Raw genomic sequence first — 26,938 nt, 5'->3', positions numbered from 1 at the left:
GCCGGTGTCAATGGTCGCCGTAGGCACCCCGGCCGCCGCCGTCCCCGAACGCGTCACCCGCGTTCGCGTCCGGTTCCGGCCCGGCCTCCGCCAGGTCGTCCGCGTCGGAGTCGTACGAGCCGAGCCACGGCAGGTTCGCCGCCGTGTACGCGGCCCGGTCCACCGGGGACGCGGGCGGCGCCTCGCCGGTGATGTGCCGCCACTGCGGGGCGGTCGCCAGATGGACGAAGACCTGGCCCGAGGCGTGCTCCCGCCAGTCGCCCGGCGGCCGGTCGTCCCGGTAGACGTCCTGCCGCATCCGGCCGCCGGTGGCCACGCCCGTCGCGGGCACGGGCCGGGGCGCCGGGACCGGCGGTGCCGTGACCGCCGCCGGGGCCAGCGGTATCGCGCCCGGCGCCGTCTCGTCCCCGGCCACCCCCCACGGGCTCTGGTGCCGCACACTGCGCCGGCGCTGCTCGGCCCGCCAGGCCGCCAGTGGTTTCTCCCCGAGCTCGAAGACCTGCAGCCGCACCCCGGCCCAGTCCTCCTCGTCCGGGAGCCGGCCGTCCACCGTGCCGTCCGTGCTGCCGTCGGCCCGGTCGGCCCCGTCGGCAGGGGGCCCCGCCACGAACTGCCGGATCGTGCCGGAACCGGAGGTGATGCCGTCCAGCCACGGCTGCCGCGGCAGCACCACGTAGTTCTGCGGATCCGGCGACAACCGGTCGCTCCACGGCCGCCCCGACACCGCGCAGAGCCGGCCGACGCCGACCTGCAGCGCCGCGGGGGCCGTCGCCGAGAAGCTCAGCCACATCGCCTCGCGCCGGTACACCGGCAGCATCACACCGCCGCGCGCCAGCCACTCGGCGGGCGCCCGGTCCGGGTGGTCGGCGACCGCGCGCAACGGGAAGGTTCCCAGGCCGGGTGGCATGGGGTGGGTACCGGTCTCCGGCAGCCGCAGCGTCCGCATGAAGCGCACGGTCACCCCGCCGGGCAGCTCCAGTGCCGAGCCCGACGTCCGCACCTGGTCGCCCATCGCGGGCCTCCCTGCTGTGTGCGGTCGCGCTCAGCCGCGCCCGCGTGCCTCCAAGGATGCCAAGTACGCGTTGTAGGCCACCAGCTCGGCGTCCCCGTCGCGGTCCGCGGCCCGGTCCTGGCGCTTGGCCTGACGTTGTTCGGAGGTGTACCACTGGAACAGCAGCGCCACCAGCACGATCACCGAGGGGATCTCACTGAACGCCCAGGCGATGCCGCCGGCCGCCGTCTGGTCGTCCAGCGGATCGATGCCCAGCGAGGCCGGCGGATGCAGGAAGGTGGTCACCATCGGCTCGCTCGCCATCATCAGCGCGATCCCGAAGAACGCGTGGAACGGCATCCCCGCGAACAGCTCCAGCATCCGCATCACATAGCCCGGCCGGTTCGGCCCCGGGTCCACTCCCATGATCGGCCAGAAGAAGACCAGGCCCACGGCGAGGAAGTGCGTCATCATCGCGATGTGCCCCAGCCTGCTGCCCATCAGGAAGTCGAACAGCGGGCTGAAGTACAGCGCGTACAGGCTCGCGATGAACAGCGGGATCGTGAACGCCGCATGCGTGATCACCCGCAGGTAGCGGCTGTGCAGCAACGCCACCAGCAGCTCGCGCGGACCCTTGCGGCCGCCCCGTCCGGTGGCCGGCAGCGCGCGCAGCGCCAGCGTCACCGGCGCCCCCAGCAGGATCAGGATGGGGGAGACCATGCTGATCACCATGTGCTGCACCATGTGGACGCTGAACATCACCATGCCGTAGTCGTTCAGCGCCGTGCACATCACCAGCGCGACCGACAGCACCCCGGCCGCGAAGGCGATGATCCGCCCCACGGGCCAGTGGTCGCCGCGCCGGCGCAACCGCACCACGGCCCAGCCGTACAGCCCCAGGGCCAGCAGAGAGCCCACCAGGAAGACCGGGTCGGCACTGAACTCCAGCCCCCGCCCCAGCGTGAACGGCGGCAAGTCCGTCATCGTGCCGTGTCCGCCGTGGTCCATCCCAGTCACTCTCCTGTCGTGCGTGCTGCCCGGAACAGACTAGAGCCGCCCCGCCGCCTGGACGGCAGCGGGGCGGCTCCGGTGGAGAATCCGGGCAGGGCGGCCCTAAAGCACGCACTCCGCCTCGACGTAGCGCTCGGCCGGAACGGTCTTGAGGTGGTCGACCGCCTCGGCGAGCGGCACCAGCGTGATGTCGGTGCCGCGCAGCGCCGTCATGTTGCCGAAGTCACCGTTGTGCGCGGCCTCCACGGCGTGCCAGCCGAAGCGGGTCGCCAGCACCCGGTCGTACGCGGTCGGGGTGCCGCCGCGCTGGACGTGACCCAGGATGACCGGCCGGGCCTCCTTGCCCAGGCGCTCCTCCAGCTCGACCGAGAGCCGGTTGGCGACACCGGAGAAGCGCTCGTGACCGTAGATGTCCTTCTGCCCGGAGGCGAAGTCCATCGTGCCCTCGCGCGGCTTGGCGCCCTCGGAGACCACCACGATGGCGAACTTCTTGCCCGCCTCGAAGCGCTTGCCGACGACCGCCGTCAGCTCGGCGATGTCGAAGGGCCGCTCGGGCACCACGATCGCGTGCGCGCCGGCCGCCATGCCCGAGTGCAGGGCGATCCAGCCGGTGTGGCGGCCCATGACCTCGACGATCATGACTCGCTGGTGGGACTCGGCGGTGGTCTTGAGACGGTCCAGCGCCTCGGTGGCCACACCGACCGCCGTGTCGAAGCCGAAGGTCACATCGGTCGAGGCGATGTCGTTGTCGATGGTCTTGGGCACACCCACGATCGGCAGCCCGTTGTCGGACAGCAGCCGGGCCGCCTTGAGGGTGCCCTCACCGCCGATCGGGATGATCGCGTCCAGCCCCAGGTCGGCGAGATGGCCCCTGGCCCGCTCCACGCCGTCCCGCAGGTGCTCGGGCTGGACCCGGGAGGAGCCCAGGATGGTTCCGCCGCGGGCCAGGATGCCGCTGACGGCGTCCAGGTCGAGCTTGCGGTAGTCGCATTCGAGCAGGCCCTTCCAGCCGTCGTGGAAGCCTATGACCTCGTCACCGTGGTCCACCACGGCGCGGTGGACCACCGACCGGATGACGGCGTTCAGTCCGGGGCAGTCGCCGCCGCTGGTCAGCACGCCAATACGCATTGCTCGTTACTCCTGACAGATCGATCCGGGCGCCGGACCCCGTCGTCCGGATGGACCCGCGGCGCAGTGCCGCATTTCTTACGATACTGAGCCGCCCTCGGACATCGCTTAAGCGCCCGCAGTGCGGACACCCCGGACCCGCCCCGCGGTGCCTGCTCAGGTGATCAGTACATCAGGCCGGCTGGCTCGCGGCCGCGATGCGCTCGGCGCGCAGCGCCTCGAACCACCGGTCGTCGGCCGGCGGCAGCGCCTTCACGTCCAGCGCCAGCTTGATCAGCATGTCCGCGATCTGCGGATTGCGGGCCATCACCGGGCCGTGCATGTAGGTGCCGAAGACAGTGTCGTTGTACGCGCCCTCGGTGCCGTCCCCGGTGCCGTTCCCGTTGCCGAAACGGGTCCGGGCGAAGGGCTTGGCACTCGCGCCGACGTGGGTGATGCCCTGGTGGTTCTCGAAGCCCGTCAGCGGCGGCAGTCCGAGGGCCGGGTCGATGTCTGCCAGGACGTCGCCCACGCAGCGCTGTCCCTCGCCGCGCACACTGACCACGTCCAGCAGGCCCAGTCCCGGCTCGGGGCGGCCGAGGTCGTTGACGAACTCGTGGCCCAGGATCTGGTAGCCCGCGCACACCGAGAACACGATGGCGCCGTTCTCCACCGCGCGGGTCAGACCGCCGTCCCGGCGCAGCCGCTCGGAGGCCAGCCGCTGCGGCCGGTCCTCACCGCCGCCGATGAGGTAGATGTCGCCGGAGGTCGGGATCGCCTGGTCGGACCGTACGTCGATCCGGGTGACGGGCACCCGGCGCTGCCGGGCGCGGCGCTCGACCACCAGGACGTTGCCCTGGTCGCCGTAGGTGCTCAGCAGGTCGGGGTAGACCCACACCAGGCGCAGGCTGGAATCGCTCATGACTTGCGTATCTCCTCAGTTGCCGACGCGGCGGCGCAGGTCCTGGAAGGCGGTGTAGTTGGCGATGGCCTCGATCCGGCCGGCGGGCGCGTTCCGTACCGCCTCGTCGATGTCGGCGCAGACCCGGAACTGCAGGCCGGCGACCTCCAGCCGGACCGCCAGGTCCAGTTTGCGGTCGCCGATCACGAAGATCGGGTGCCCGGAGAGCCGGGTGTAGTCCACGTCCCACAGCCACGAGGTGTCGGTGCCGTCGGCGCCGCGGGCGTTGACCGACAGTACGACCGGGGCGGGCGGGCCGTCGATGAGCGAGAACGTCTCCAGCCAGCCGGCCGGGTTCTTGGCCAGCAGCAGCCGTACGTCACGGCCGAGGTAGCTGACCACGTCATAGCGGCCGGCGACCGCCTGGACGGCGTACATCCGCTCCAGCGCGACCTTCGGGTCGACCCCGAAGGCGGCGGCCGCGGCGGCCGACACGGCGGCGTTGGACTTGTTGGCCCGGCCCGGCAGCTGGAGCTGGATCGGCCAGGCGGCACCGTAGGGGTCGATGACGTGGTCGCCGGCGAGCGCCCAGGTGGGCACCGGGCGGCGGAAGCCGCACTCGCCGCAGAACCAGTCCTCCGAGGGGCGCTGCAGGACGCCGCCGCAGGACGGGCAGGACCAGGCGTCGTCCTTCCACTCCTGGCCCGCCGCCACCCACACCACGGTCGGGCAGGAGGAAGCCGCCCAGGTGATCAGGGGGTCGTCGGCGTTGGCGATCACGATCGCCTCGGTACCGGCCAGACCCTCGCGCCACTTCTCGGCGAGCATCCGGGTCTCGGCGGCGCGGTCCAGCTGGTCGCGCGACAGGTTGAGCAGGGCGATCGCCTTGGGGTTGACGTCCCTGGCGACTCCTGCGAGGTACTTCTCGTCGACCTCGATGACGCCGAAACGGGCCTCGGACCCGCCGGCCAGTGCCGAGGTGATGCCGGCCGGCATGTTGGCGCCGAGCGCGTTGGAGACGACGGGGCCGGCGGCCCTGAGGGCCTCGGCCAGCAGCCGGGTGGTGGTGGTCTTGCCGTTGGTCGCCGAGACCAGCACCACGTCGAGGTGGGTGGCGAGCGCTGCCAGCAGGTCCGGGTCGAGTTTGAGGGCCACCCGGCCGCCGATCACCGATCCGCTGCCCCGCCCCGCCGCACGCGACACCGCCGCAGCGGCCTTGCCCGCCGTCACGGCCAGCTTGGCCCGCGGCGACAGCGGCTCCGAGTTGCCTGCCATCGTCTCCACAACCTCCTTGTGTCCGATTCCCGCGCCTGCCCCGCGGGTCGGTCGCGGATCAGCCTATCGACTCCCCGCGTCCGCCCAGTAACGAGGACCTCTCCGTACTGCTCCGGGACGCCCCGCAACGCCCCGCAATGCCCCGGAACACTGCCCGGTGCCGGACCGGCGGACGCCCCCGGGGGCGTCCGCGCGAGCACCTCGCCCTCTACGCCGGCCTCTAGGCTGACCGCCATGCGACATCGCGCCATCCCCGGCAGCACCGGTACCGTCCGCCCCCTGCGGCTCCTCGGCGACCCCGCCCTGCACGCACCGTGCGGTGAGGTCACCGCCTTCGACGACGGACTCGCCGCCCTGGTCGAGGACCTGTTCGCCACGATGTACGCCGCCGACGGTGTCGGTCTGGCCGCCAGTCAGATCGGCGTCGGGCTGCGGGTCTTCGTCTACGACTGCCCGGACGACGAGGACGTCCGGCATCTCGGGCATGTCGTCAACCCGCGGCTGTCGTACGCCGGGGGCGTGACCGTCACCGGCGCGGAGAGCTGTCTGTCGCTGCCGGGGGTCCACGCGGCCACCACCCGCCATGACGAGACCGTCGTCGAGGGGTTCGACCTGCACGGCGAGCCGGTGCGGGTCGAGGGCGGGGGCTTCTTCGCCCGCTGCCTGCAGCACGAGTGCGACCACCTGGACGGGATCCTGTATACAGACCGCCTCGGGGGGCTGCGCCGCCGCCGTGCCCGGTGGGCGGTCCGCCGGGCGCCCTGGTCTTCGTAAGGAAGCTGCTTAACGAACCCGGGGAAGCGGAGTTAAGTGCTTTACGAAGTCCCCGGCACCGTCACGGCCCGGCACCGTCACAGCCCGGGACCGCCCGGCCGGTCGGCGGCCGCGGCCAGCCGCCCCCACAGCAGATCGGCCAGATGCCTGACCAGTTCGTCACGCGAGGTCGGCCGCTCGGCCAGCCACCAGTCGCCGGCCGCGTGCATCATGCCGACGATGCCGTGCCCCCACACCCGGGCCAGCGTCTCGTTGTCGGGCCCCAGGTCCAGCCGCTCGGCGATCACCTTGGCCAGTTCCTCGCCCATCCGCCGCAGCAGTGGCGCCGAGTGCCCGCCGAAGTCGAAGCCCTTCTCGCCGTCGGCGGTGTCCTCGGCCGGGTGCATCAGGAAGCGGTACACCTGCGGTGCCGCCTCGATCGCCGTCAGATACGCGTGCAGGGTGGCCTCGACCCGGTCCCGGCGGTCGTTGGGCTTGTCCAGGGCCGCGCGCAGTGTGGCCAGCAGGGCGTTGGTGTGCCGCTCGGCCAGCGCACGGTACAGGCCGCTCTTGTCGCCGAAGTGCCGGTAGAGGATCGGCTTGGTGATGCCCGCCTCCGCTGCGATGGCGTTCATGGACGCCTCGGGTCCGTCCCGCAGCACCACGCGGTCGGCGGCCTCCAGAAGCTCCCTGCGCCGCTGCTCGGAGGCTGTTCGCTGCCCCTGTCGCTGGCTGGTGTCCACCAAGGCCTCCCCGCCCGTTCGAATTGCTCAAGCACACGCAACGTAACACTCCGGCGACGGCAATCCTTGCGCCCGCCCCGAGTTGACAGCGGTACCGGCGGGAAACAAACTGCTTGTTACCGCAAGTAACACAAGTACACGGAGGGGACTCATGGGCGACTTCACGCTCGATCTCAACGACGACCAGAAGTCGGTGCGCGACTGGATCCACGGCTTCGCCGCCGATGTGATGCGCCCGGCCGCCGCCGAGTGGGACGAGCGCGAGGAGACGCCCTGGCCGGTCATCCAGGAGGCCGCCAAGATCGGCCTGTACTCGCTGGACTTCTACGCGCAGCAGTACTTCGACCCCACCGGCCTCGGCATCCCCATGACCATGGAGGAGCTGTTCTGGGGCGACGCGGGCATCGGCCTGTCCATCGTCGGCACCGCGCTGGCCGCCGTCGGCGTCCTCGCCAACGGCACCGAGGAGCAGATCGGCACCTGGATCCCCCAGATGTACGGCGACGTCAACGACGTCAAGGTCGCCGCCTTCTGCTCCTCCGAGCCGGACGCGGGCTCCGACGTCTCCGCGATGCGCACCCGTGCCGTCTACGACCAGGCCAAGGACGAGTGGGTCCTCAACGGCACCAAGACCTGGGCCACCAACGGCGGGATCGCCAACGTCCATGTCGTCGTCGCCGTCGTCGACGCCGAGCTCGGCGCCCGCGGTCACGCCTCCTTCGTCGTCCCGCCGGGCACCCCGGGCCTGTCGCAGGGCCAGAAGTTCAAGAAGCACGGCATCCGCGCCTCCCACACCGCCGAGGTCGTCCTGGAGGACGTCCGGATCCCCGGCTCCTGCCTCCTCGGCGGCAAGGAGAAGCTCGACGAGCGCCTCGCCCGGGTCCGTGAGCGCGCGAAGGCCGGTGGCGAGCGGGTCAAGAACGCCGCCATGGCCACCTTCGAGGCCTCCCGCCCGGCGGTCGGCGCCCAGGCCGTCGGCATCGCCCGCGCCGCGTACGAGGTGGCCCTGGACTACGCCAAGACCCGCGTCCAGTTCGGCCGCCCGATCATCGACAACCAGGGCATCGCCTTCCAGCTCGCCGATATGCGCACCCAGATCGACGCCGCCCGCCTGCTGGTCTGGCGCGCCTCCTGGATGGCCAGCGCCGGCAAGCCCTTCACCGCCGCGGAGGGCTCCATGTCCAAGCTGTACGCCGGGGAGACCGCGAAGAAGGTCACCGCCCAGGCCATGCAGATCCTCGGCGGCAACGGCTTCACCCGGGAGTACCCCGTCGAGCGGATGCACCGCGACAGCGCGATCTACTCCATATTCGAGGGCACCGCGGAGATCCAGCGCCTGGTCATCGCCCGCACGCTGTCCGGCCTGCCGATCCGCTAGCGCGGTGCCCGGCGCGGGATTCAGCCCGGCCGGTCGGCGCGGCCGGTGCGACGCCGGCCCAGTGCCGACTCCAGGTCGTCCAGCGCGTCGCTGAGGAGTTCGGCGGTGCGCCGGGCGACGCGGGCGCGCTGGGCGTCGTCAGGGGGCTGCGGCCACGCGGCGAGCGCGTCCCGGACCGGGGACAGGTCCGGGGGGCGCCGCTCACGGACGTCGCGGGCCGCAGCCGCCGTGGCGTCGCGCAGGGCGTCGGCGAAGGCGACGGCGTCGGGGACGGGCTGGGCGTCGGGGCCGGGGATGTGAGCCTCCAGCAGCATCGGGACGCGGCCCAGCGCGGCGAGCGCGGAGTCCGCCTCGGCCGCCGCCCGCCGGGAGAGCCCGCGCCGGCGTACCGGTTCGGCGTCGGCACGGGCGAGTGCCTGGTTCCAGGCGATCAGGGACGCCCGGGCGTCGAGCAGCGCCTCCCGGACCGCTCGCCGCCGCTGCTTGTCGGAAGAGCCGGAAGAGCCGGAAGAGCCGGAAGAGCCGGAAGAGCCGGAGGGCCCGGACCCGGACCCGGAGCCCGGTGCGGGCCCGGCGTACGCCTGGAGCGCGGCGGCGGCGTAGCGGCCGGTGGCCATGATCCGCTGGGCCAGCCGCTCGCGCAGCCGGGGTGTCTCCCAGGCGGGGAACAGCAGGTACGCGAGCATCGCCAGCAGCCCGCCAAGCAGGGTCAGCAGCACCCGCTCGGGCACCGTCTGCTGCCACCGGGAGCCGCCCATGCCGAGCAGGAAGACCACGTACGCCGAGACCCCCGCCTGGGAGATCGCGTAGCTGGTGCGCAGCAGGAGGTACGTCGTCCCGGCCGCCGCCACCGCCAGGGCGCCGCAGGCGTACGCGGCCGGGGTGGCCAGCCGCATCACGCCGGTGGCGACGGTGACGCCCACCAGGGTGCCGCCGAAGCGGGCGACGCCCCGGGCGAAGGTCTGTGAGAAGTCGGGCCGCATGATCAGGACCGAGGCCATCGGAACCCAGTAGCCGTGGCCGAGCGGCAGCGCCGCGCCCAGGGCGTAGCCGACCGGGGCCACGACGGCCAGCCGCAGGGCGTGCCGGAACACGGCGGAGTCCCACCGCAGTTCGCCGCGGGCCGCCCGCACGGCCACCGGCACCAGGGCGGGGAGGGTGGGCCGGGGCAGGTACCCGGCGCCGGTGGTGTCACGGCCGGGCGGATCGTCCACGGAGTCCACGGCCTGGCCGAGCAGCCCGGTCAGGCGTACCGCGGCCCGCCGGGCGGCGCCGGTCAGCTCCTCCGGGGGAGGCTCGTCGATGAGGACCGCCCGGGCCTGCTCGGGGACCCGGACCGGAACGCCCCTGCGCACCGCGTGGGCCACCGCGTCCAGCACGGCGGCGGCCGCGCCGAGCAGCTCCCGGGCCCGGTCCCGCTCGGGGCCCTCCGCGGCGGCGCCGATCTCGGGGTCGGCCAGCGAGGCCAGCACCGGGCGGATCCGCTCGGCCAGCACCCGCTTGCCGGCCAGCCCCGGCGGGCGGCGGCGGGCCTGGCGGGGGGTGACGGTGGCCGCGCTGCGGGCCGTCATCAGCGGTTCCGGGTCGAAGGACGCGACCGGGTCGTGCCGGAGCCGGCGCGCGTAGTCGGCCTCGGCCGCGAAGGCGTCCGCGAGGGCGTCGCGCTGGCGCCCCCAGCGGCGTACCGGGAACGCCACGATCAGCCCGGCCTGCACCAGTCCGCCGAACGCGATCACCGCCGAGTGCCCGAGCGCCCCGGCCACCGAGGACGGCAGCGTCACCACGACCAGCATCACCGACATGGTGAGCGAGGCCAGGATGCCCGCGGTCGGCCCGAGCACCCACGCCATGCCCGCCAGAAAGCCCCAGACGGCCAGCAGGGGCAGGTAGGCCGCCCAGTGGGCGGCCGCCAGATAGCCGAGGAAGGCGCTGACGGAGAGCGCGGCTCCGGCGGCCAGGGCCAGTTCGGGCCGGGAGCGCCAGCTGCGCTGGAAGGTCGCGATGCCCGCCGCGTACGCGCCGAAGGCCGACGACGCGGCGACGGCCGGCCCCCACAACAGCAGGGCGAGCCCGATCACGATCGCCACGCCCGCCGCCGCCCGCACGGCGAGCAGCGGCTCCAGCCGGGTGCGTTGCACGCGCGACGCGGAACGGAAGGTCGCCTTGAGCGCGCCTGGCCACGTCATGATCCAGAGGATATGTCGCGGCGCCCCGGGTAGGCGCAGCGCAGGATCCGCTCAGTCGAGGAGGACCCCGATGGACTCGCAAGACCGCACCAGCCGGGCCACGTTCACCGTGCCGCCGGTGCCCGCGCCGCCGGTGCCGGGCCCGGGTCCCGTTCCGCCGGATCCGGTGCCGCCCGATCCCGGTCCCACCCCCGGCCCCGCTCCCGGGCCTGTTCCCGACCCCGCTCCCGGGCCCGGTCCTGGTCCCGGTCCGGGCCCCGAACCCCCGCTGCCCGGCCCGGCCCCGGACCCGGTGCCGCCGACGCCCGCCCCCGAGCCGCAGCCCGAACCACTGCCCATGTAGCGCCCATGTGAGGCTGATGTGGTGTCCGGGTAAGCGGTCTCTGTCGGCATCGAGTGCCACCAGGAGCGCGATTTCTGGTTCAATGGGGTCCATGGCCAGCCTCATTGATACCGCGACAGGTCGTAGCGACCTGGAGCCGTTCTGGCCGTCCCGGCAGGAGTACCAGTTCGACCGCGAGTGTTGTCGCGCGACTACCGCGCGGACCCGCACCCACGACTGACCTGCCGATCACCGGCTGTTTCCCGGTCAGCGTCCCGGTCCAGTCCCGCGCATACGGCGTCCATTCGACTTCCCTTCGCGCGAAAGAGCCGAGACCTCCATGTCCACGACCCAGTCTTTTCCCGTACCCGCCACCGCCTCCGACCGCCTTCCGCAGCCGCAGTCCGCAGGGGCCCCCGGGCACCTCCGGTCGCGGCTGCGGGCCGTGCGGCCCGACGAGGTCCCGCCCGTGCCGGACTTCCTGCCGCCCGGGGCCACCTGGCTGCCCGCTCCCGGGCATGTGATCCCCAGCGGCGTCGGCCAGCCGCCGATGGTCGGCTATCTCGTCCTGGTCCCCGCCGAGCAGGTGGCCGTGGCGGAGCCGCTGCCCGCCCCGGCCCCGCCGGCCGCTCCCGCGCCCGGCCCGGCGCCCGCCGGCACCGGCTTCACGGTCCCGGTGAGCATCGACAGCGACCGGCGCATCGCCCAGGTGGACGGCCGTACGCTCGACCTCACGTATCTGGAGTTCGAGCTGCTCGCCCACCTGGTCGGCCACCCGCACCGGGTCCACACCCGCGACCAGCTGGTCACCACCGTCTGGGGCTACGGCCACGTCGGCGACGGCCGCACCGTGGACGTGCACGTCGCCCGGCTGCGCCGCAAGCTCGGCCCGGAGCACCGCGCCAGCATCGTCACCGTACGGCGGGTGGGCTACAAGTACGCCCCTTCGGCCACCCACTGAGGCAGCCACCGGGCGGGCCCGAGCGGGGTCCGCCCGGATCATCGGGCACGGCGTGTCACCTCTCTCGCATACCGTTACGCTGTCCTCACTCCGGCACTCCAGAACCTCCGAATCGTCGCCGGAATCCAGCGGAGCGTGACGGCATGGCTGATCAGCGGGAGTGGACGGCTTCGGCCCCCGCGATCGGAGGCTGGCCTGCGCCGGCTGAGGCACATCTGGCACTGAACAACCTCGGCGGCTTCGACTGGGACCTCGACCACGGGCGGCTGCACCTCGACGCCGTCGCGCTGCGGGTGCTGGACTTCGGCCCGGGGGAGTTCCGTGGCGACCCGGAATCGCTGCTGCCGCGGCTGCCCCCGGAGGAGGCCGACAGCATCGAGCGGGCCATCACCCAGGCCATCAGGGACGGCCAGGCATCCTGGGGCGTCTACTTCCGGCTCACCCGCCACGACGGCCACCGGGGCTGGGTCCACGCCCGGGGACGCATCGTGCGGGACAGCGAGGGACGGGCCTGCCGCATCATCGGCATCGTCAGTGACGCCACCGACGAGATCGTCCAGGCGGCCGACTGCGTGCGCAGGGACGAGTCGCAGACCGACGACGGTGTCAACAACAACCTCGTCGTCGAGGTCACCGCCTCCCTCGCCGAGGCCGTCACCGTACGCGATGTGACCGCCGCGCTCACCGCGCAGCGGCGGCTGGACCGGCTCGGCATCGTCAGCCTCTTCCTCGGCATGGTCGAGGCCGGCCGGGTCCGGGTCATCACCGACGCCAAGGCCGGCAGCTGGGTGCCGGGACTGGAGTACACGCGGATCGAGGACGGCTTCCCGATGAGCGAGGTGGTCCGCACCGAGAAACCGCGCTTCATCACCTCCCCCGAGGAGTTCGCCCGCCGCTACCCCGAGCTGTGGCCGCACATCGAACCGCTCGACGCGTCGGCCGCCGCCTATCTGCCGCTGATCGCGCAGGGCAAGCCCATCGGGGCACTGGGGCTGATCTACCGCCACAAGCACTCCTTCGCCCCGCAGGAGCGCAACCTGCTGATCGCGCTGAGCGGCAGCATCGCCCAGAGCCTCCAGCGCGCCATCCTGTTCGACCAGGAGCACGACATCGCGCAGGGACTGCAGACGGCCATGCTGCCGCGCAGCATCCCGCGCATACCCGGCGCCCAGATCGCCGTGCGCTACCGCTCCGCCCGCCTGGCCCGCGACATCGGCGGCGACTGGTACGACGTGGTCGCCATGCCCGGCGGCCGGGTCGCCGTCATCATCGGCGACGTCCAGGGCCACGACACCCACGCCGCCGCCGTCATGGGCCAGCTGCGCATCGCGCTGCGCGCGTACGCCTCCGAGGGGCATCCGCCGGCCACCGTCATGGCCCGGGGCTCCCGCTTCCTGTGCGAGCTCGACACCGACCGCTTCGCCACCGCCCTGTACGCCCAGATCGACCCGCAGACCGGACGCGCCTGGATGGTCCGGGCCGGGCATATAGACCCCCTTGTACGCCACCTCGACGGCAGCTGCACCCGGCTGCCCGTCACCGGCGGACTGCCGCTCGGGCTGTCCGCGCAGTTCGGGCAGCTCGACTACCCGGTCACGCAGGCCGAACTCGAACCCGGCGACACGCTGCTGATGTTCACCGACGGACTGGTGGAGCGCCCCGGCACCGACCTCGACGACGGGCTGCGCCGGCTCACCAAGGCCCTGAGCGACGGCCCGCCCGCGGTCCAGCAGCTCGCCGACCACCTCAGCTCCGTCATGGGAGCCCCCGGCACCGACGACGACATGGCGCTGCTCCTGCTGCGCCGTGACACCGACGCCGCCCCGCAGCCCGCCCGCCGTCTGCACCAGCACATCGGCCCCGGCGACCCGCACGCCCTGGCCGCCGCCCGCGGCATGATCCGCGAGGCACTGGTCGCCTGGGGCATGCACGAACGCGTGGACGAGGCCGAACTCGCCGCCGACGAGCTGATCACCAACGCCCTCGTGCACACCGACGGCGGCGCCGTACTGACCGTGCGGATGATGCCCGACCCCGTACGGCGGCTGCGGATCGAGGTGCACGACCTCGCCGCCAGCTGGCCCCGCCGCCGCGAGCCGGGCGACGCCGAGACCTCCGGGCGCGGCCTGCTGCTGGTGGACCAGCTCGCCGACGCCTGGGGCGTGGAGCCGCACGGCGCCGGCAAGTCCGTCTGGTGCGAGTTCCGCGACCCCGCCCCGGCCCCCGGCGAGCGCTAGCCCGGAACACACCGGTCCGGCGCACCGCCACCCGGGGGAGCCCGCACTGTTCACCCGAACGGCCCACCTGCCACGACACGCCGTGATCCGGGCGGCAGGCTGTCGGTGAGGAGCCCGAAGAGAACTCCGCAATCGCCAGGCCCCCGGGGCCGGCACCGGGGAGGTTCGCGATGCCGACGGTTGCCACCAGCGTGATCGTTTCCCGCTCCCCGGAAGAGGTTTTCGGCTTCCTGGCCGACGCCCGCAACCTGCCGGTGTGGAGTTCCGGCGTCGCCTCGGTCGCACCGGACCCCGTACCGCCCGGCGCCGACGCGGAGTACCGTTACCACTACCCGGGCCGGCACCGTGAGCACCGGCTGGTCTGCGCGGCGTACCACCCTTTCCTGGCGCTGGAGTTCCGGGGCCGCCGGATGTGGAGCCCGCTGGGCACCCAGGTCCCGCACTACGGCTTCCGGCTGCTGCCGCACTCCCGGGGCACGTTCGTCCAGCTCACCGTCACCTGCCGGCTCGGGGGACCGCTGATGCTCCTCACCCCCTTCATGGCCATGGCCTGGCGGCGCGACCTGCCGGTGGACGCCAGGCGGCTGAGCGAGGCGCTGCGCGGCCCGGACCGTGCCCCGGCGCCCGCCCCGGCCCGGGCCCGGGTCCTGACCCCGATCGGGGCGGCCCGGCCGGCCCGGGTCTTCAGGGTCCGGATAGGCACCGGCACATAGCACACAGCGACGCGGTTGCGCCGGAACACCGGAATCGGTGGCCGCGACCTGCGAGGCTGGAGCCAGAGACACGTTGAGTAATGCCGTACGACGAAGTGAGAGGACTCGCAGATGGCGGAGCAGGCTCGCATAGGTGTCACCGGACTGGCGGTCATGGGCAGCAACCTCGCCCGTAACCTGGCGCGGCACGGCCACCCGGTCGCGGTGCACAACCGCTCCGTGGCCAAGACCCGCGCCCTCGTCGAGGAGTTCGGCCACGAAGGGGAATTCCACGCCGCGGAGACCCTCAAGGAGTTTGTGGAGTCCCTGGAACGCCCCCGCCGGGCGGTCATCATGGTCAAGGCCGGCGCCCCCACCGACGCCGTCATCGACGAACTGGCCGCGCTGCTCGAACCCGGCGACATGATCGTCGACGGTGGCAACGCGGACTTCCGCGACACCCGGCGCCGTGAGGCCGCACTGCGCGAGCAGGGCCTGCACTTCGTCGGCACCGGCATCTCCGGCGGCGAGGAGGGCGCCCTCAACGGCCCGTCCATCATGCCCGGCGGTTCCGCCGAGGCGTACGAGGCCCTCGGCCCGCTGCTGGAGGACATCGCCGCCAAGGTCGACGGGGTGCCCTGCTGCACGCATGTCGGCGCCGACGGCGCCGGGCACTTCGTCAAGATGGTGCACAACGGCATCGAGTACGCCGACATGCAGCTCATCGCCGAGGCCTACGACCTGCTGCGGCACGCCGCCGGGAAGCGCCCCGCCGAGATCGCCGAGGTCTTCCGCACCTGGAACTCCGGCCGCCTGGAGTCGTATCTGGTCGAGATCACCGCCGAGGTGCTCTCCCACACCGACGCCGCCAGCGGCCAGCCCTTCGTCGACATCGTCCTGGACCGGGCGGGCCAGAAGGGCACCGGCAACTGGACCGTGCAGAACGCCCTGGCGCTGGGCGTGCCCACCTCCGGTATCGCCGAGGCGGTCTTCGCCCGTTCCCTGTCCGGCAGCGCCGAGCTGCGCGCCGCCACCCGCGACCTGCCCGGACCGACCGAGACCTGGCTCGACAGCGCCGCCGCCGACAGCTTCGCCGACGACGTCGAGCAGGCGCTGTACGCGTCGAAGATCGTCGCCTACGCCCAGGGCTTCAACCTGATCCAGGCCGGCAGCGCCGAGTACGGCTGGAATGTCGACCCGGGCGCCATGGCCACCATCTGGCGTGGCGGCTGCATCATCCGGGCCCGCTTCCTGGACCGCATCAAGGAGGCGTACGACTCCGAGCCCGGCCGTCCCACGCTGCTCACCGACGGTCACTTCGCCGAGGCCCTGGGCGGCGCCCAGGCGGCCTGGCGCCGCGTGGTGTCCACCGCGGCCCAGCTCGGTGTCCCCGCCCCGGGCTTCTCCGCCGCGCTCGCCTACTACGACGCGCTGCGGGCCGAGCGGCTGCCCGCCGCGCTGATCCAGGGGCAGCGCGACTTCTTCGGCGCCCACACCTACCGTCGTACCGACGGCGACGGGGCCTTCCACACCCTCTGGGGCGGCGACCGCTCGGAAGTGCGCACCGACTGACCGGCCGGCCCCCACGGTGCCCGGGTCACCGCCTGCGACGGGCGGGCGGCACGGGCACCGTGTGCATTTCCGGGCGGGCCGGGCCCGACCGACCCGGTCGTCGAGGACCGGGCACCCGGACCGCCGGCTCACCGGCGTCCTCGCCACGACCATCCCCGCAGAAACGGGGAAGCGGCAGAAAGTCCGGCGCCAGGAGGTTTGAATCCTCCGTTTCGCGAAACCCACTGAAGTGCCACTGGTGACGATGCCGGGTGGCGTGGTGACATGGACGCCGCCCAGTGCGGAGTGTGTCACTCCGGATACCCCGGACCGGGCTGCGATGCTTGCCGGAAGACGAACCATGAGCAACAATGTTGCTCTCCGGTAATAGTTAGCAAGCCAAACTTCCAGGTGCAGAGAGGTGAGCAGGAGCGAGGCGACGCAACCCGTCAGCGGTGACCCGACGCCCGCACCGCAACCGATTGTGACTTCCCTCCCGCTACCGCGCTCCACCGCGGACCCCGTGCACGACGCTCCTGTCGCGCAGCTCGGGCCGCAGGTACTGAGTGCGTTGATGGACTCCCTGACCGAAGCCGCCGTCATCGTGTGCGATCCGCACGGCGTGACCCGCGGCGCCAACCCGCTCGGCTGCAGCTGGCTGACCTCGCTCACCCTGGGCCGTCCCTTCGCCGGGGCGGTACCCCACTGGCTCGCCGCCGCCGACACCGCCGGCTCCCCGGCCGCGCACGGCCTGATCGGTGACCGCCACATCACCGCCCGGCGGGCCGAACTGCCCGACCGGCACTACGCCTGGTACCTCAGCGACGGCACCGCCGCCCGCGATGCCCGGCGCGAGATCCAGGGCGCCCGCTCCCGCACCCGCTTCCTGGCCGAGGCGTCCTCACGGCTGCTGTCCTCCCTCAACCTGCGCAAGTGTGTGGCCGCCACCGCGGAACTCGCCGTCTCCCGGCTGGCCGACGCCGCCGTCGTGATCACCCCGCCGGAACGCCGCCGGATCACCCTGGTACGTACTGTGGCCGGCCGGCCCGGCAACGAGCAGCGCGTCGTCAGCGACGACCCGCGAAGCATGCCAGGGCTGGCCGAGGCGCTCGCCGGCTTCCCGCCGGTGCCCTCCCGCTGGATCGACCCCCAGCAGGCACCGGACTGGATCCTGCCCGAGGGCTTCGGCACCCCAGGCTCCGTCCTGGTCACCCCGCTGCCGGGCAACGGCGTGCCCGCCGGCGTGCTGATCCTGATGCGCCGGGGCGACGCCCCGGCTTTCGACGAGAGCGAGGAGACCTTCGCCCGGATCTTCGCCGCCCGCGCCGGCGCCGCCATCTCCGCGGCCGTCCTGTACGGCGAGGAGGCCCGCACCGCCGCCCTGCTCCAACGGGACCTCCTGCCACCCTCGTTGGGCCCCGTCAAGGGCCTGGAGCTGGCCGGCTCCTACCGGCCGGCCACGGACACCCTGCGTATCGGCGGGGACTTCTACGACGCGTACGAGGCCACCGCCCCGGGCGGCGAGACCACCGTCGTCCTCGGCGACGTGTGCGGCAAGGGCCTGGAGGCCGCCGTCCTCACCGGCAAGATCCGCAACACGCTCAGCGCGCTGCGCCTGGTCGAGCCCGAGCACGGGCGGCTGCTCTCGCTGCTCAACCACTCGCTGCTCAACGCCGACCACGCCCGCTTCGCGACCCTGGTGCTGGCCGGCGTCACCCCCATCGGTCACGGCCGGCTGCGGCTGCGGCTCACCGCGGGCGGCCATCCGGCGCCGCTCATCCTGCGTGCCGACGGACGGGTCCAGGAGGCCGACACCTCCGGCACCCTCATCGGCGCAATTCCCGACGTCCGCGCGACCACCTTCACCACCGTTCTGGAACCGGGGGAGAGCTGCCTGCTGTTCTCCGACGGCGTCACCGAGGCCAAGGGCGGGGTCTCCGGCAGGGAACTGTTCGGCACGGACCGGCTCAAGCGCGTCCTGGCCGAGTGCGGTGGCATGCCGGTCGCCACCATGGTCGAGCATGTCGACATGCGGACCAGCGAATGGCTCACCGGCGGTCTGCGCGACGACATCGCCCTGGTCGGCATCGCCACCCCGCGTGGCGCACATCTCAGTGCGGTGAACGGCCACGGACCGGGCAGGTACACCAGATGAGCAATCGGACGAGTACCTCCCCGGCTCACGCCCCGCTCCCGGCCCCGGCCCCGGGGCCGGACACCGAGGCAGTGCCTGACGCGGCGCCTGACGTGGCGCCTGACGTGGCGCCTGACGTGGCGCCTGACGTGGTGCCTGACGCGGCCGCCGAAGCGCTGTTCGCCGCGCTCGTCGCGGGGGACGAGGACCGCGCCCTGGACCTGGTCCGGTCGCTGGCCGCCACCATGCCCGCCGTACGCGTACTGGAGCAGGTGATCGCCCCCGCGCAGCTGAGGATCGGTGCCGAGTGGGCGGCGGCCCGCATCAGCGTCGGGCAGGAGCACGCGGCCACCGCGATCAGCGAACGCGCCGTCACCGTCCTGAGCACCCGTCCCGGGTCCGCCTCCCCGGGGCGCCCGGGCTCGCGGGGCCGGGTCACCGTGGCCTGCGTGGACGGCGAGTGGCACACCTTGCCGGCCCGGATGGTCGCCGAGGCCCTGCGGCTGCGCGGCTGGCAGGTCGACTTCCTGGGCGCCCACGTCCCCGCCCAGCACCTGGTCAGCCATCTGCACGCGACCGGCCCGGACGCCGTGGCCCTCAGCTGCTCCCTGGCGGTACGGCTGCCCAAGGCGCACGCCACCATCACCGCCTGCCAGGCCGCCGGCGTACCGGTGCTGGCCGGCGGCCCCGGCTTCGGCCCCGGCGGACGGTACGCCCTGCGGCTGGGCGCCGATGCCTGGGCCGCTTCGGGCAGCGGCGCCGCCGACCAGCTGGCCGCCGGCCGGCCGCCCTCGGTGCAGCTGCCGCACGAGAAGCTCACCCATGTCGCCGACGACGAGTACGGCCTCGTCGCCCTGGCCCGTCCGCAGCTGATCGCCGAGACGGTCAACGCCCTGCCCGACCGCTTCCCCGGCGCCCGGCACTACACCGCCGAGCAGTGGGACCGTACGGCCGAGGACCTGGGCCATGTCGCCGACCACCTCGCGGCCGCCCTGTACGTGGACGACGCGCAGCTGTTCACCGCGTTCGTCGACTGGACGGTCCGGATCCTGGCCGCCCGCTCGGTACCGGCCCGCTCGCTCGTACTCGGCCTGGAACTGATGGCCGGCGTGCTGCGCGACTTCCCGCGCGCGCTCGCCCTCATCGGCTCCGGCATCACCACGATCCACGCCACGCAGGAGGCATCCGGTCCCGTGCGGCCGGTGAGCACCCTATGACCGTTCCCCATCTTCCACCGCTGAGCATCGACACCCAACGGCCCGGGGACGGTTCCGCCGTGCTGCGCGTCCACGGCGAACTGGACCACGAAACCGTCCCCGACCTGCTGGACGCCGTGGAGGCGCTGCTCAGCGACGCCCGGCCGCCGGACACCGTGGAGCTGGAACTGTCCGCCCTGGGCGCCTGCGACTCCTCGGGGCTGTCCGCCCTGATCGTCCTCAAGCGCCGTACGGAGGCCGCGGGCGTGACGCTGCGGATGTCCGCGCTCTCCGACCAGCTGCTGCGGATCATCCGGGTCACCGGCACCGAGGGGTACTTCGCCCCCGTCCTGGCCGCCGGGGTCCTGGAATCCGAGGCCGACGGCGGCCGGTGAGCGCGTCCGAAGCCGTGCGACCCGGCGGACGATCGCGGTCACGGCGCTAAGCGCCGTCGCTCAGCTTCTCGAAGAAGAACTCGTGCTTGAGGAACGAGGTGTCGTACTCGTGCCCTGGGTACGGGGGGATCAGCTGGGAGGCCTGGAACAGCCGCCAGCCGTCCTCCAGCGCGGCCACGCCCGTCGCGTACGGCGGCTCGTCGCTGTCGCCGGTGGTGGGGCGGGAGGCGCCGGTGCCGTCGTAGCGGGACCAGCCCACGACCTCCGCGTCGAGCGCCGAGGTGGCCAGGTAGAGGACGAGGACCTGCTGCTTCATGCCTGGCTCCCCAAGGCCGGACGGTTGGTCACCCGGGTGACCCAGTACTCGATGTCGAAGGTGTCGTCGCCGGTCAGCGCCCGCCACAGGCGGATCCGGTTGTGGATCTCCAGGCGGCCGGTGGCCGGTTCGTACCAGGGGAAGGTGGTGCTGAGTTCGGCCGTCACGGCCGGGTCGTCGAGGTCGTCGGTGTTCCACAGCCGGACCTGGGGCACTGTGGGGTTGAGCCGGATCTTGAACATGTAGCGGGGTATGTCGCTGTCGTTGCGCCGGCCGCCGTGCCACAGGCCGTGGTGCAGGATCACGATCGTCCCGGCCGGGCAGGTGAGCCGGGTCTGCCCGCGCAGATTCTGGTAGCGCCCGGTGTCGCTCTCGTTGGTACGGCGAAGATGGCTGCCCGGCACGCTCAGGGTGCCGCCCATGTCGGCGGTCACCTCCTGCGGGTAGTACATGAGCTGGATGTCGAAGGCGTCGGGTCGTACGTCGATGATGGCGTCGCCGTGCATCGGCTGGGCCTTGCCCTCGTGCGGCTCGCGGATGTGCACGAAGTGGTGGTCGACGGTCGGCGCGGGCCCGACGAGACTCTCCAACGCCCCCGCCACGGGCGGGAGTCCGATGAGTTCGCGGACGAACGAGCCCTCGGGATAGGCCTCGTCGACCGGAGTGCCGTAGGGCACGGCGGGGATCCCGGCGGCCAGGATGTCCAGGGCGCGGGCGTTCGTCTCCGGGGGCACGACCGCGTCCGTCCGCAGATATCCCTGAGCCACGAAGCGCGCCGTCTCGACCGAGGTCAGGAGCTGTTTGCTGGTTGGCATACGGCGACGGTAGGTGGCGTGAGGCGCTCTGTCGTGGGTTGTATTCATCCTCCACTGGTAGTTTTTCACCATGGAACGTGTGACGATCCGGCTCGACGAGCCACCCCGGGTGGCCAGCGTGGGCGTCGGCGTCCACGGGACCGCGGGCCCGCGCGATGTATTCCGCCTGCCGGACCTGTGGCAGCTGCACCTGTACGGCTACTCCGGCGAGCTGTCCGTCGGCGGCACCACGCACCCCATCCGGCCAGGCCATGTCAGCCTGATCCCGCCCGGCGAGGAGGCGCACTTCCACTACCGGGGCAGATCAGAACATCTGTACGCCCATGTGCGGCTGGCCGGCGGCGGCCGGCCGCGCGGCGTACCGGTGATGCAGGACGCCGGGCGTGAGGCACCGCTGCTGTCGGGGCTGCTGCGACAGGCCGTCACGGCCGCGCCGGGCACCCCCGCCAGGGCCGCCGCCGAGGTGTGGACGGTGCTGTGGCACATCGCGGACCTGGCCGAGGCCGACCAGGCCGGCCGGCCGCACACGGTGGTCGCCGCCGCCATGGCCCATATCGAGGCCAACCTCGCCGTCCCCGTGACCGTGCCCGGGATCGCCCGCGCGGCCGGGGTCTCCCACAACCACCTCACCCGGCTCTTCCGCGCCGAGACCGGCGAGACCGTCGTGGCGTACATCCGCCACCGGCGCCTGGAACGCGCCCGCCACCTGCTGCGGGCCTCCACCCTCCCCATCCCCGCCATCGCGGCGGCGGTGGGCATCCCCGATCTCCAGGCCTTCAACAAGGCCTGCCGCCGTGGACTCGGCGACGCCCCTCGCGCCATCCGGGCGTCGGCGGTGTGAACCACCCCCGCCGGGCGCGCCACGGGGCACCCGGCAGGCGTCAGTTCCCGCAGTCGAGCACCCCGGCGGCCCGCTTCGCGGCCAGGACACGGCGGGCGCTCGCCGTCACGCGGGCCCGCAGCGCCGGGTCGTGCCGTACGGCCTCCCGTACGGCGCCCACCATGGCGGGCAGGACCGCGGTGTTCGCGGTGAGCACCAGATCGCCGCCGGCCCGGAGGAACCGCAGGGCCCGCGGCCCGGCCGGCACCGACCGGACCGCGGCCGCGTTGCCCAGGTCGTCCGAGACGATGACGCCCCGGAATCCCAGATCGCCCCGAAGCATCCCGTTCAGCACGGTGGGGGAGAAGACGGCCCGCCGGGCCGGGTCGATCCGGGCGTACGTCGCCGAGGAGACCATGACGAAAGCGGCCCCGGCGGCGATACCGGCGCGGAACGCCCGCAGATCACCGTCGTGACGGCCCAGCGTGGTGTCGGTGACATGCTCGGTCGTGTCGGTGTTGCCGCTCACCCGCCCGAGCCCGGGGAAGTGCTTGAGCGTCGTCAGTACCCGGGAGGAGGTGAATCCCTCCACGAACGCCACGTTGTGACGGGCCACCACATCGACGGTGAACCCGAACTGCCGCCCGTACCGCCCGATCGGGCCGTTCTGCCGGCCGATCCCCGCGGGCACGACATCGGCGACGGGGGCCAGATCCAGGTTGACCCCGGCGCTGCGCAGCTCGGCCGCCCACCGGGCGGCGCCGGCGCGCAACCGGGCCGGCGTCCACCGGCCCTGGTCCAGGGCCTGCGGGACGACCGAGAAACCGGGCCCGCTGAGGGCCTGCACCTGGCCGCCCTCCTGGTCCGCCGAGACCAGCAGGCCGGCGGAGCCCGCCCGGGTGGTCTGCCGCAGCGTCTGCAACCGGTCGGCGAGGCCACGGGTCCGCCGCACCCCGACGCTGCTGCGGCCCATCAGGATCACGGACCCCACGTCGTAGCGGCGCAGTACCGCCATGTTCGCGTCCGTCGTGGTGGGCACGTGTGCCGCGCCCATGAAGAGCTGCCCCACCCGCTGGGAGTCCGACATGGCGGTCAGGACACGGTCGACGCAGGAGGGCGTGGGCGTGCTCACCGGCGCCGAGCCGGCCGCCGTCACCGACGGCCGGGCGGCGGAACCGGACGCGGATCCGGACGCCGAACCCGACGCCGAATCCGACGGAGCGGCCCGCCCGGGGGCGGACGCGGTGCCGCAGCCGGTGAGGGCCAGCGCGGTGCACAGCAGAGCGGCGGACAGGCGCAGACCGGCCGGGGAGCCGGACGGCGGGAGGTGCGTCATCAGGCCCCCGCGATGGACGCCGAGGCACCGGCCGACGACCGGTACGGACGGTGCGGACGGTGGAAGGCGGGTGTCAGGTCGGACCCGGGCATCGTACCCGTCCCGTCGCGGCGCGAGGCGGTCGGCGCGCCGCGGCGGGACGGCCCCGGCAGACACCCGACGGCGATATCCGTCGTGGACTTCGTGGACTTCGTGGACTTCGTAAACTGCATGGGCTTTCGCCAGCTCCTTCGGCGCCGTTCGCGGGTGCGGTCGTCGGGTTCGATGTACGGCTGTCCACGAAGGATCGCGGGAACCGGAACCTGTTACGCCGTCACGACAATCGGCGCCGTCCCACGCGGGTGCGCGGACGGCGTGGCGGCCCGGTCAGCCGGCGCGGCGTCCCGGGCCGCCGGCCGGTGTCGCGGCGTCGGCGGGGAGACCGGACAGGCGGTGCGGGACGGGCACCCGGTAGGTGCCGCTGCCGTGCAGCCGGCGCAGCCCCAGGGCGAGGTGCAGCAGCAGCCGGTCACGGCCGTCCCGCAGGCTCAGCCCCGAGATCTGCTCGGCCCGGGCCAGCCGCTGCGCGAGCGTCGTGCGCCGCACGCACAGCTCGCGTGCCGTGCGCCGCTCGTCCCCGGCACAGTCGAGATACGTCTCCAGGGTCCGCACCAGTACGGCGGCCGAGGGATCCGCCAGCAGTGCCGCCACGCCGTCCGGCAGCAGCGCGTTCTCCCAGGCCTGCGGGGCGAGCTGGGCCAGCAGCGCGTCGGCGCCCAGCTCCGGCCAGCAGGCCCCGCCCGGCCCGTCGGTCCCGCCGGCCGCCGACAGCGCGATCTCGGCCTGCCGTCGGGCCCGCGGCAGCCCGTCGAGGCCCCGGGCCGGGCCGCCGGCCCCGATCCGCCAGCACCCCGCGACCCCGGAACGGTCCGTGAGCCCGGCCAGCAGGGCCGTGACCGCCTCGCTGAGCCGGCCGTTCCCGAAGCCCTGGCGGCGGCCCAGGACCACGGTGGCCCGCCCGGGCCGTACGGCGGCGAGCGCCGTCTCGCCGGGCGCGGTGCGGCACAGCCGGTCCACCGCCTCCGTGAGCGCGGAGCGGGGGTCGGCCGGACTGCCGCCGCCCTCGCCCGGGCGGCACTCCACCAGCACCACGGCCAGCTGCCGGACGTCGTCGAGCAGGCCCCGGTCCAGGGCCTCCTCCCACGCCGCGCGCCGTGCCGCCGGGTCGGTGCCGGTCAGCTGCTCCACCAGCCGCCGGTCCGGCTCCGGGCCCGGAGCGACCGCGACCGGCCCGCCGTGCAGCGACACGCCGTACAGCGCCGGCCCGAGCGCCTCGGCGGTGCGGGCGGCGTCGGCGACCTGGGCCGGCGTGAGGTCGGCGGGCCGGTCCGTGATCCACACGAACCCGAGCAGCACGCCCTGGCAGCGGATGGGGACACAGAGCCGCCGCCACAGCTCCAGCGCCGCGTTCGCCGGAACGTACCCCGGCCCGGTCCACTGTTTGATCTCCTCGTACCGGACGTCCTCCGGCCGCGTCCCGCGATGCGGCCACGACCATCCACCCGCCGGATCCGTGCCCCCGAAGTCCTTGCTCACGCTGACCGGGCGCAGTTCGTGGTCGTCCACCACGACCGCCCGCCCGAGCCGGGTGGCCAGGGCATCCACCAGTGTCTGAATCCGCTCGACGCTCACGCTCGCGCTCAGGCTCATGCCTTACTGTCGGCAGGCATTGTTACGCCGGCGGCCGGGGGATGTTACGGCCTGCGATCGGCGCCCCGGGTAAGGTCCTGTCGCGCTACGGTCCGGCGCGGCCGACGATGGTGCCGGTCCGGTCGACGCAGATCACGTCGACGGCGACCGGGGCCTCGCGCAGCACGCCCCGGGCGGTGTCGCGGGCGGCCGCCGCGACCAGGTCGCCCAGCGGGACGCCCCGGGCGGCGCACAACTGGACGGCCTCCAGGCCGGTGTTGGCGGTGGCCACGGCGGCGGCCAGCCGCTCGTCGGCGCCACCGGCCGTGGCGAGGCCGGCCAGGAAGCCCTGGTCCACCTGGGAACGAGAGGAGTGCAGGTCGAGATGGCCCGCGGCGAGCTTGGAGAGTTTCGCGAAGCCACCGGCGACGGTGAGCCGGGGCACCGGATGGCGTCGCAGGTACTTCAGTACCGCGCCGGCGAAGTCGCCCATGTCCAGCAGCGCGTCCTCGGGCAGGCCGTGCACGGCGACGGCGACCTTCTCCGAGGTCGAGCCCGTGCACCCCGCCACATGGGTGCGTCCGGCGGCGCGGGCCACGTCCACGCCGCGCCGGATGCTGTCGATCCACGCCGAGCAGGAGTAGGGCACCACGATGCCGGTGGTTCCCAGGACCGACAGCCCGCCCAGGATGCCCAGGCGCGGATTCCACGTACTGCGGGCGATCTCCTCGCCGTCGTCGACGCCGATCTCGATCTCGACATCCGCCGCGACGCCACCGCCGTCGGTGCCGCCGCCGTGCCGGGCGGCGACCTCGGCGACGTGGTCGCGCATCATCTGCCGCGGCACCGGATTGATCGCCGGCTCGCCGACCGGCAGCGGCAGCCCGGCCTTGGTCACCGTCCCGACCCCGGGCCCCGCCCGGAAGACCACGCCCGAACCGGGGGGCAGCGCCCGTACGGTGACCCGCACCAGCGCGCCGTGGGTGACGTCCGGGTCGTCGCCCGCGTCCTTGACGATCCCGGCCATGGCCCAGCCGTCCCCGCGGTCCTCCACGGCGAGCGCGAAGGCGGGCCGCTGCCCCTTGGGCAGGGTGATGGTCACCGGATCGGGGAACTCCCCGCCCAGCAGGGCGGTGTACGCGGCCGTGGTGGCCGCCGTGGCGCACGCGCCGGTGGTCCAGCCGTGCCGCAGCCCGGTCCGCGCCAGCTGCGCGGCGCGCCCGCCGCCCGCATTCGGCTCAGCCACGGTGGGCCCCGGTGACGCGGGTGCCGGCGCCGGTGCCGACGCGGCACGTGCTCGTCCTCGGCGGCACCGCCGAGGCGCGGCAGCTGGCGGCCACGCTGGCCGGCGACCCCGCGCTGCGGGTGACCAGTTCGCTCGCCGGCCGGGTGGAGCGGCCCCGACTGCCCGCCGGGGAGGTGCGGACCGGCGGATTCGGAGGAGCCGAGGGCCTCAGCCGCTGGCTGCGTGAGCAGCGGGTTGACGCGGTCATCGACGCCACCCATCCTTTCGCCGGCACCATGAGTTTCCACGCGGCCGCGGCGGCCGCCGCTGTCCATGTTCCCCTGCTCGCTCTGCGGCGACCGGGCTGGGTGGCAGGTGAGGGCGACCACTGGCACCCGGCGGGCTCACTGGACGAGGCCGCCGCGATCCTTCCCGGCCTGGGCCGGAACGTCTTCCTCACCACCGGACGGTTGGGGCTCGCGGCCTTCGCCGGCCTCGCCGGCCTGTGGTTCCTGGTCCGCACGGTCGATCCCCCGCGGCCTCCGCTGCCGCCCCGGGCCGAGTTCCTGCTCGACCGCGGCCCCTTCACCCTCGCCGGCGAGGCGGAACTGCTGCGCCGGCACCGGATCGATGTCCTCGTCACCAAGGACAGCGGCGGCCGGGCCACCTCGGCCAAGCTCACCGCCGCCCGCGACGCCGGACTGCCGGTCGTCGTCGTACGCCGCCCGCCCACGCCGCCGGGCGTCCCGGTGGCCGGGACCCCGGCGGACGCGGTGGCCTGGCTGCGTGCGGCGCGGGGGCGCTAGCTGTTCTGTCCCGGGAGGTTGTGGACGGTGAGCAGGATCTCGGTTGGGGGATCTTGAAATGGGTGAGGGCCTTCCGGTTCGGTGTGGATTGCGACGTCTACACCAACAGAAAGGCCCTC

25 protein-coding genes are annotated in these 26,938 nt (G+C 73.5%); 12 read left to right on the top strand and 13 right to left on the bottom strand.

Annotated features, from left to right (window positions below; translation table 11 throughout):
• Positions 1-7: 7 nt before the first annotated feature.
• The 5 genes from RWE79_RS04950 to RWE79_RS04930 all read right to left on the bottom strand — a co-directional run bounded on the left by RWE79_RS04950 (position 8) and on the right by RWE79_RS04930 (position 5,285).
• Entirely contained in the window at positions 8-1,012 is a 1,005-nt protein-coding gene (locus RWE79_RS04950; RefSeq protein WP_475938778.1) for a hypothetical protein, read from the bottom strand.
• Between the two features lie 30 nt (positions 1,013-1,042).
• Positions 1,043-1,999, bottom strand: a complete 957-nt coding sequence (locus RWE79_RS04945) for a cytochrome c oxidase assembly protein (protein WP_475938777.1) — start codon at positions 1,997-1,999, stop codon at positions 1,043-1,045.
• A 105-nt stretch (positions 2,000-2,104) separates the two neighbouring features.
• Positions 2,105-3,130, bottom strand: a complete 1,026-nt coding sequence (locus RWE79_RS04940) for a 6-phosphofructokinase (RefSeq protein WP_475938776.1) — start codon at positions 3,128-3,130, stop codon at positions 2,105-2,107.
• Positions 3,131-3,302: 172 nt separating this feature from the next.
• Entirely contained in the window at positions 3,303-4,031 is a 729-nt protein-coding gene (locus tag RWE79_RS04935) for a type 1 glutamine amidotransferase (protein ID WP_475938775.1), read from the bottom strand.
• Between the two features lie 15 nt (positions 4,032-4,046).
• Positions 4,047-5,285 carry a MurT ligase domain-containing protein gene (locus RWE79_RS04930; RefSeq protein WP_475938774.1) on the bottom strand — a complete coding sequence of 413 codons (1,239 nt, stop codon included), beginning with the start codon at positions 5,283-5,285 and terminating at the stop codon, positions 4,047-4,049.
• 234 nt (positions 5,286-5,519) lie between these two features.
• Here RWE79_RS04930 and def point away from each other — a divergent pair, with 234 nt between their 5' ends.
• The gene (def, locus tag RWE79_RS04925; protein WP_475938773.1) at positions 5,520-6,059 is read left to right on the top strand and encodes a peptide deformylase; all 540 of its coding nucleotides are present in this window, start codon (positions 5,520-5,522) and stop codon (positions 6,057-6,059) included.
• A 77-nt stretch (positions 6,060-6,136) separates the two neighbouring features.
• Here the strand turns inward: def and RWE79_RS04920 are convergent, their stop codons facing one another.
• On the bottom strand, positions 6,137-6,781 hold the full coding sequence (locus tag RWE79_RS04920; protein WP_475938772.1) for a TetR/AcrR family transcriptional regulator: 645 nt from the start codon (positions 6,779-6,781) through the stop codon (positions 6,137-6,139).
• 151 nt (positions 6,782-6,932) lie between these two features.
• Here RWE79_RS04920 and RWE79_RS04915 point away from each other — a divergent pair, with 151 nt between their 5' ends.
• On the top strand, positions 6,933-8,159 hold the full coding sequence (locus tag RWE79_RS04915) for an acyl-CoA dehydrogenase family protein (RefSeq protein ID WP_475938771.1): 1,227 nt from the start codon (positions 6,933-6,935) through the stop codon (positions 8,157-8,159).
• Positions 8,160-8,179: 20 nt separating this feature from the next.
• On the opposite strand, the gene RWE79_RS04910 is transcribed toward RWE79_RS04915, so the two are convergent.
• Positions 8,180-10,345: an FUSC family protein gene (locus tag RWE79_RS04910; protein WP_475938770.1), complete on the bottom strand. Its 2,166-nt coding sequence runs from the start codon at positions 10,343-10,345 to the stop codon at positions 8,180-8,182.
• Positions 10,346-10,415: 70 nt separating this feature from the next.
• On the opposite strand from RWE79_RS04910, the gene RWE79_RS04905 reads away from it, so the two are divergent.
• The 8 genes from RWE79_RS04905 to RWE79_RS04870 all read left to right on the top strand — a co-directional run bounded on the left by RWE79_RS04905 (position 10,416) and on the right by RWE79_RS04870 (position 19,833).
• A complete protein-coding gene (locus RWE79_RS04905) occupies positions 10,416-10,688 on the top strand; it encodes a hypothetical protein (protein ID WP_475938769.1) in 273 nt (90 codons plus the stop codon).
• Between the two features lie 319 nt (positions 10,689-11,007).
• Complete coding sequence (locus RWE79_RS04900; RefSeq protein WP_475938768.1) at positions 11,008-11,628, top strand: winged helix-turn-helix domain-containing protein; 621 nt, start codon at positions 11,008-11,010, stop codon at positions 11,626-11,628.
• Between the two features lie 143 nt (positions 11,629-11,771).
• The gene (locus RWE79_RS04895) at positions 11,772-13,865 is read left to right on the top strand and encodes a SpoIIE family protein phosphatase (RefSeq protein WP_475938767.1); all 2,094 of its coding nucleotides are present in this window, start codon (positions 11,772-11,774) and stop codon (positions 13,863-13,865) included.
• Positions 13,866-14,035: 170 nt separating this feature from the next.
• Complete coding sequence (locus RWE79_RS04890) at positions 14,036-14,578, top strand: SRPBCC family protein (protein WP_475938766.1); 543 nt, start codon at positions 14,036-14,038, stop codon at positions 14,576-14,578.
• A 111-nt stretch (positions 14,579-14,689) separates the two neighbouring features.
• Positions 14,690-16,129 (top strand): NADP-dependent phosphogluconate dehydrogenase, encoded by a 1,440-nt coding sequence (gene gndA, locus RWE79_RS04885; protein WP_475938765.1) that lies wholly within the window; start codon positions 14,690-14,692, stop codon positions 16,127-16,129.
• Between the two features lie 502 nt (positions 16,130-16,631).
• Positions 16,632-18,263 carry a PP2C family protein-serine/threonine phosphatase gene (locus RWE79_RS04880; RefSeq protein ID WP_475938764.1) on the top strand — a complete coding sequence of 544 codons (1,632 nt, stop codon included), beginning with the start codon at positions 16,632-16,634 and terminating at the stop codon, positions 18,261-18,263.
• A gap of 128 nt (positions 18,264-18,391) precedes the next feature.
• Complete coding sequence (locus tag RWE79_RS04875) at positions 18,392-19,459, top strand: cobalamin B12-binding domain-containing protein (RefSeq protein WP_475938763.1); 1,068 nt, start codon at positions 18,392-18,394, stop codon at positions 19,457-19,459.
• Complete coding sequence (locus tag RWE79_RS04870) at positions 19,456-19,833, top strand: STAS domain-containing protein (RefSeq protein ID WP_475938762.1); 378 nt, start codon at positions 19,456-19,458, stop codon at positions 19,831-19,833. Before RWE79_RS04875 ends, RWE79_RS04870 begins: the two co-directional genes overlap by 4 nt.
• A 46-nt stretch (positions 19,834-19,879) precedes the next feature.
• Here RWE79_RS04870 and RWE79_RS04865 read toward each other — a convergent pair whose 3' ends face one another.
• Positions 19,880-20,149 carry a hypothetical protein gene (locus tag RWE79_RS04865; RefSeq protein WP_475938761.1) on the bottom strand — a complete coding sequence of 90 codons (270 nt, stop codon included), beginning with the start codon at positions 20,147-20,149 and terminating at the stop codon, positions 19,880-19,882.
• On the bottom strand, positions 20,146-20,964 hold the full coding sequence (locus tag RWE79_RS04860; protein ID WP_475938760.1) for a phytanoyl-CoA dioxygenase family protein: 819 nt from the start codon (positions 20,962-20,964) through the stop codon (positions 20,146-20,148). The genes RWE79_RS04865 and RWE79_RS04860 overlap by 4 nt, the downstream gene beginning before the upstream one ends.
• Positions 20,965-21,034: 70 nt before the next feature.
• On the opposite strand from RWE79_RS04860, the gene RWE79_RS04855 reads away from it, so the two are divergent.
• Positions 21,035-21,805 (top strand): helix-turn-helix domain-containing protein, encoded by a 771-nt coding sequence (locus tag RWE79_RS04855; RefSeq protein ID WP_475938759.1) that lies wholly within the window; start codon positions 21,035-21,037, stop codon positions 21,803-21,805.
• A gap of 40 nt (positions 21,806-21,845) precedes the next feature.
• On the opposite strand, the gene RWE79_RS04850 is transcribed toward RWE79_RS04855, so the two are convergent.
• The 4 genes from RWE79_RS04850 to RWE79_RS04835 form a co-directional block, all read right to left on the bottom strand.
• Positions 21,846-23,120 carry a glycoside hydrolase family 3 N-terminal domain-containing protein gene (locus tag RWE79_RS04850; RefSeq protein WP_475938758.1) on the bottom strand — a complete coding sequence of 425 codons (1,275 nt, stop codon included), beginning with the start codon at positions 23,118-23,120 and terminating at the stop codon, positions 21,846-21,848.
• Entirely contained in the window at positions 23,120-23,332 is a 213-nt protein-coding gene (locus RWE79_RS04845; RefSeq protein ID WP_475938757.1) for a hypothetical protein, read from the bottom strand. Before RWE79_RS04845 ends, RWE79_RS04850 begins: the two co-directional genes overlap by 1 nt.
• A gap of 154 nt (positions 23,333-23,486) precedes the next feature.
• Positions 23,487-24,809, bottom strand: coding sequence for a PucR family transcriptional regulator (locus tag RWE79_RS04840; protein WP_475938756.1), 1,323 nt, complete (start codon positions 24,807-24,809; stop codon positions 23,487-23,489).
• Positions 24,810-24,894: 85 nt separating this feature from the next.
• Positions 24,895-26,034, bottom strand: a complete 1,140-nt coding sequence (locus RWE79_RS04835; protein ID WP_475938755.1) for a cobalt-precorrin-5B (C(1))-methyltransferase — start codon at positions 26,032-26,034, stop codon at positions 24,895-24,897.
• A 32-nt stretch (positions 26,035-26,066) separates the two neighbouring features.
• On the opposite strand from RWE79_RS04835, the gene RWE79_RS04830 reads away from it, so the two are divergent.
• Positions 26,067-26,819, top strand: a complete 753-nt coding sequence (locus RWE79_RS04830) for a cobalt-precorrin-6A reductase (RefSeq protein ID WP_475938754.1) — start codon at positions 26,067-26,069, stop codon at positions 26,817-26,819.
• Positions 26,820-26,938 lie beyond the last annotated feature (119 nt).

The organism is Streptomyces sp. RLA131, from assembly GCF_056270125.1.
This window is presented reverse-complemented; position numbering and strand designations above follow the sequence as displayed.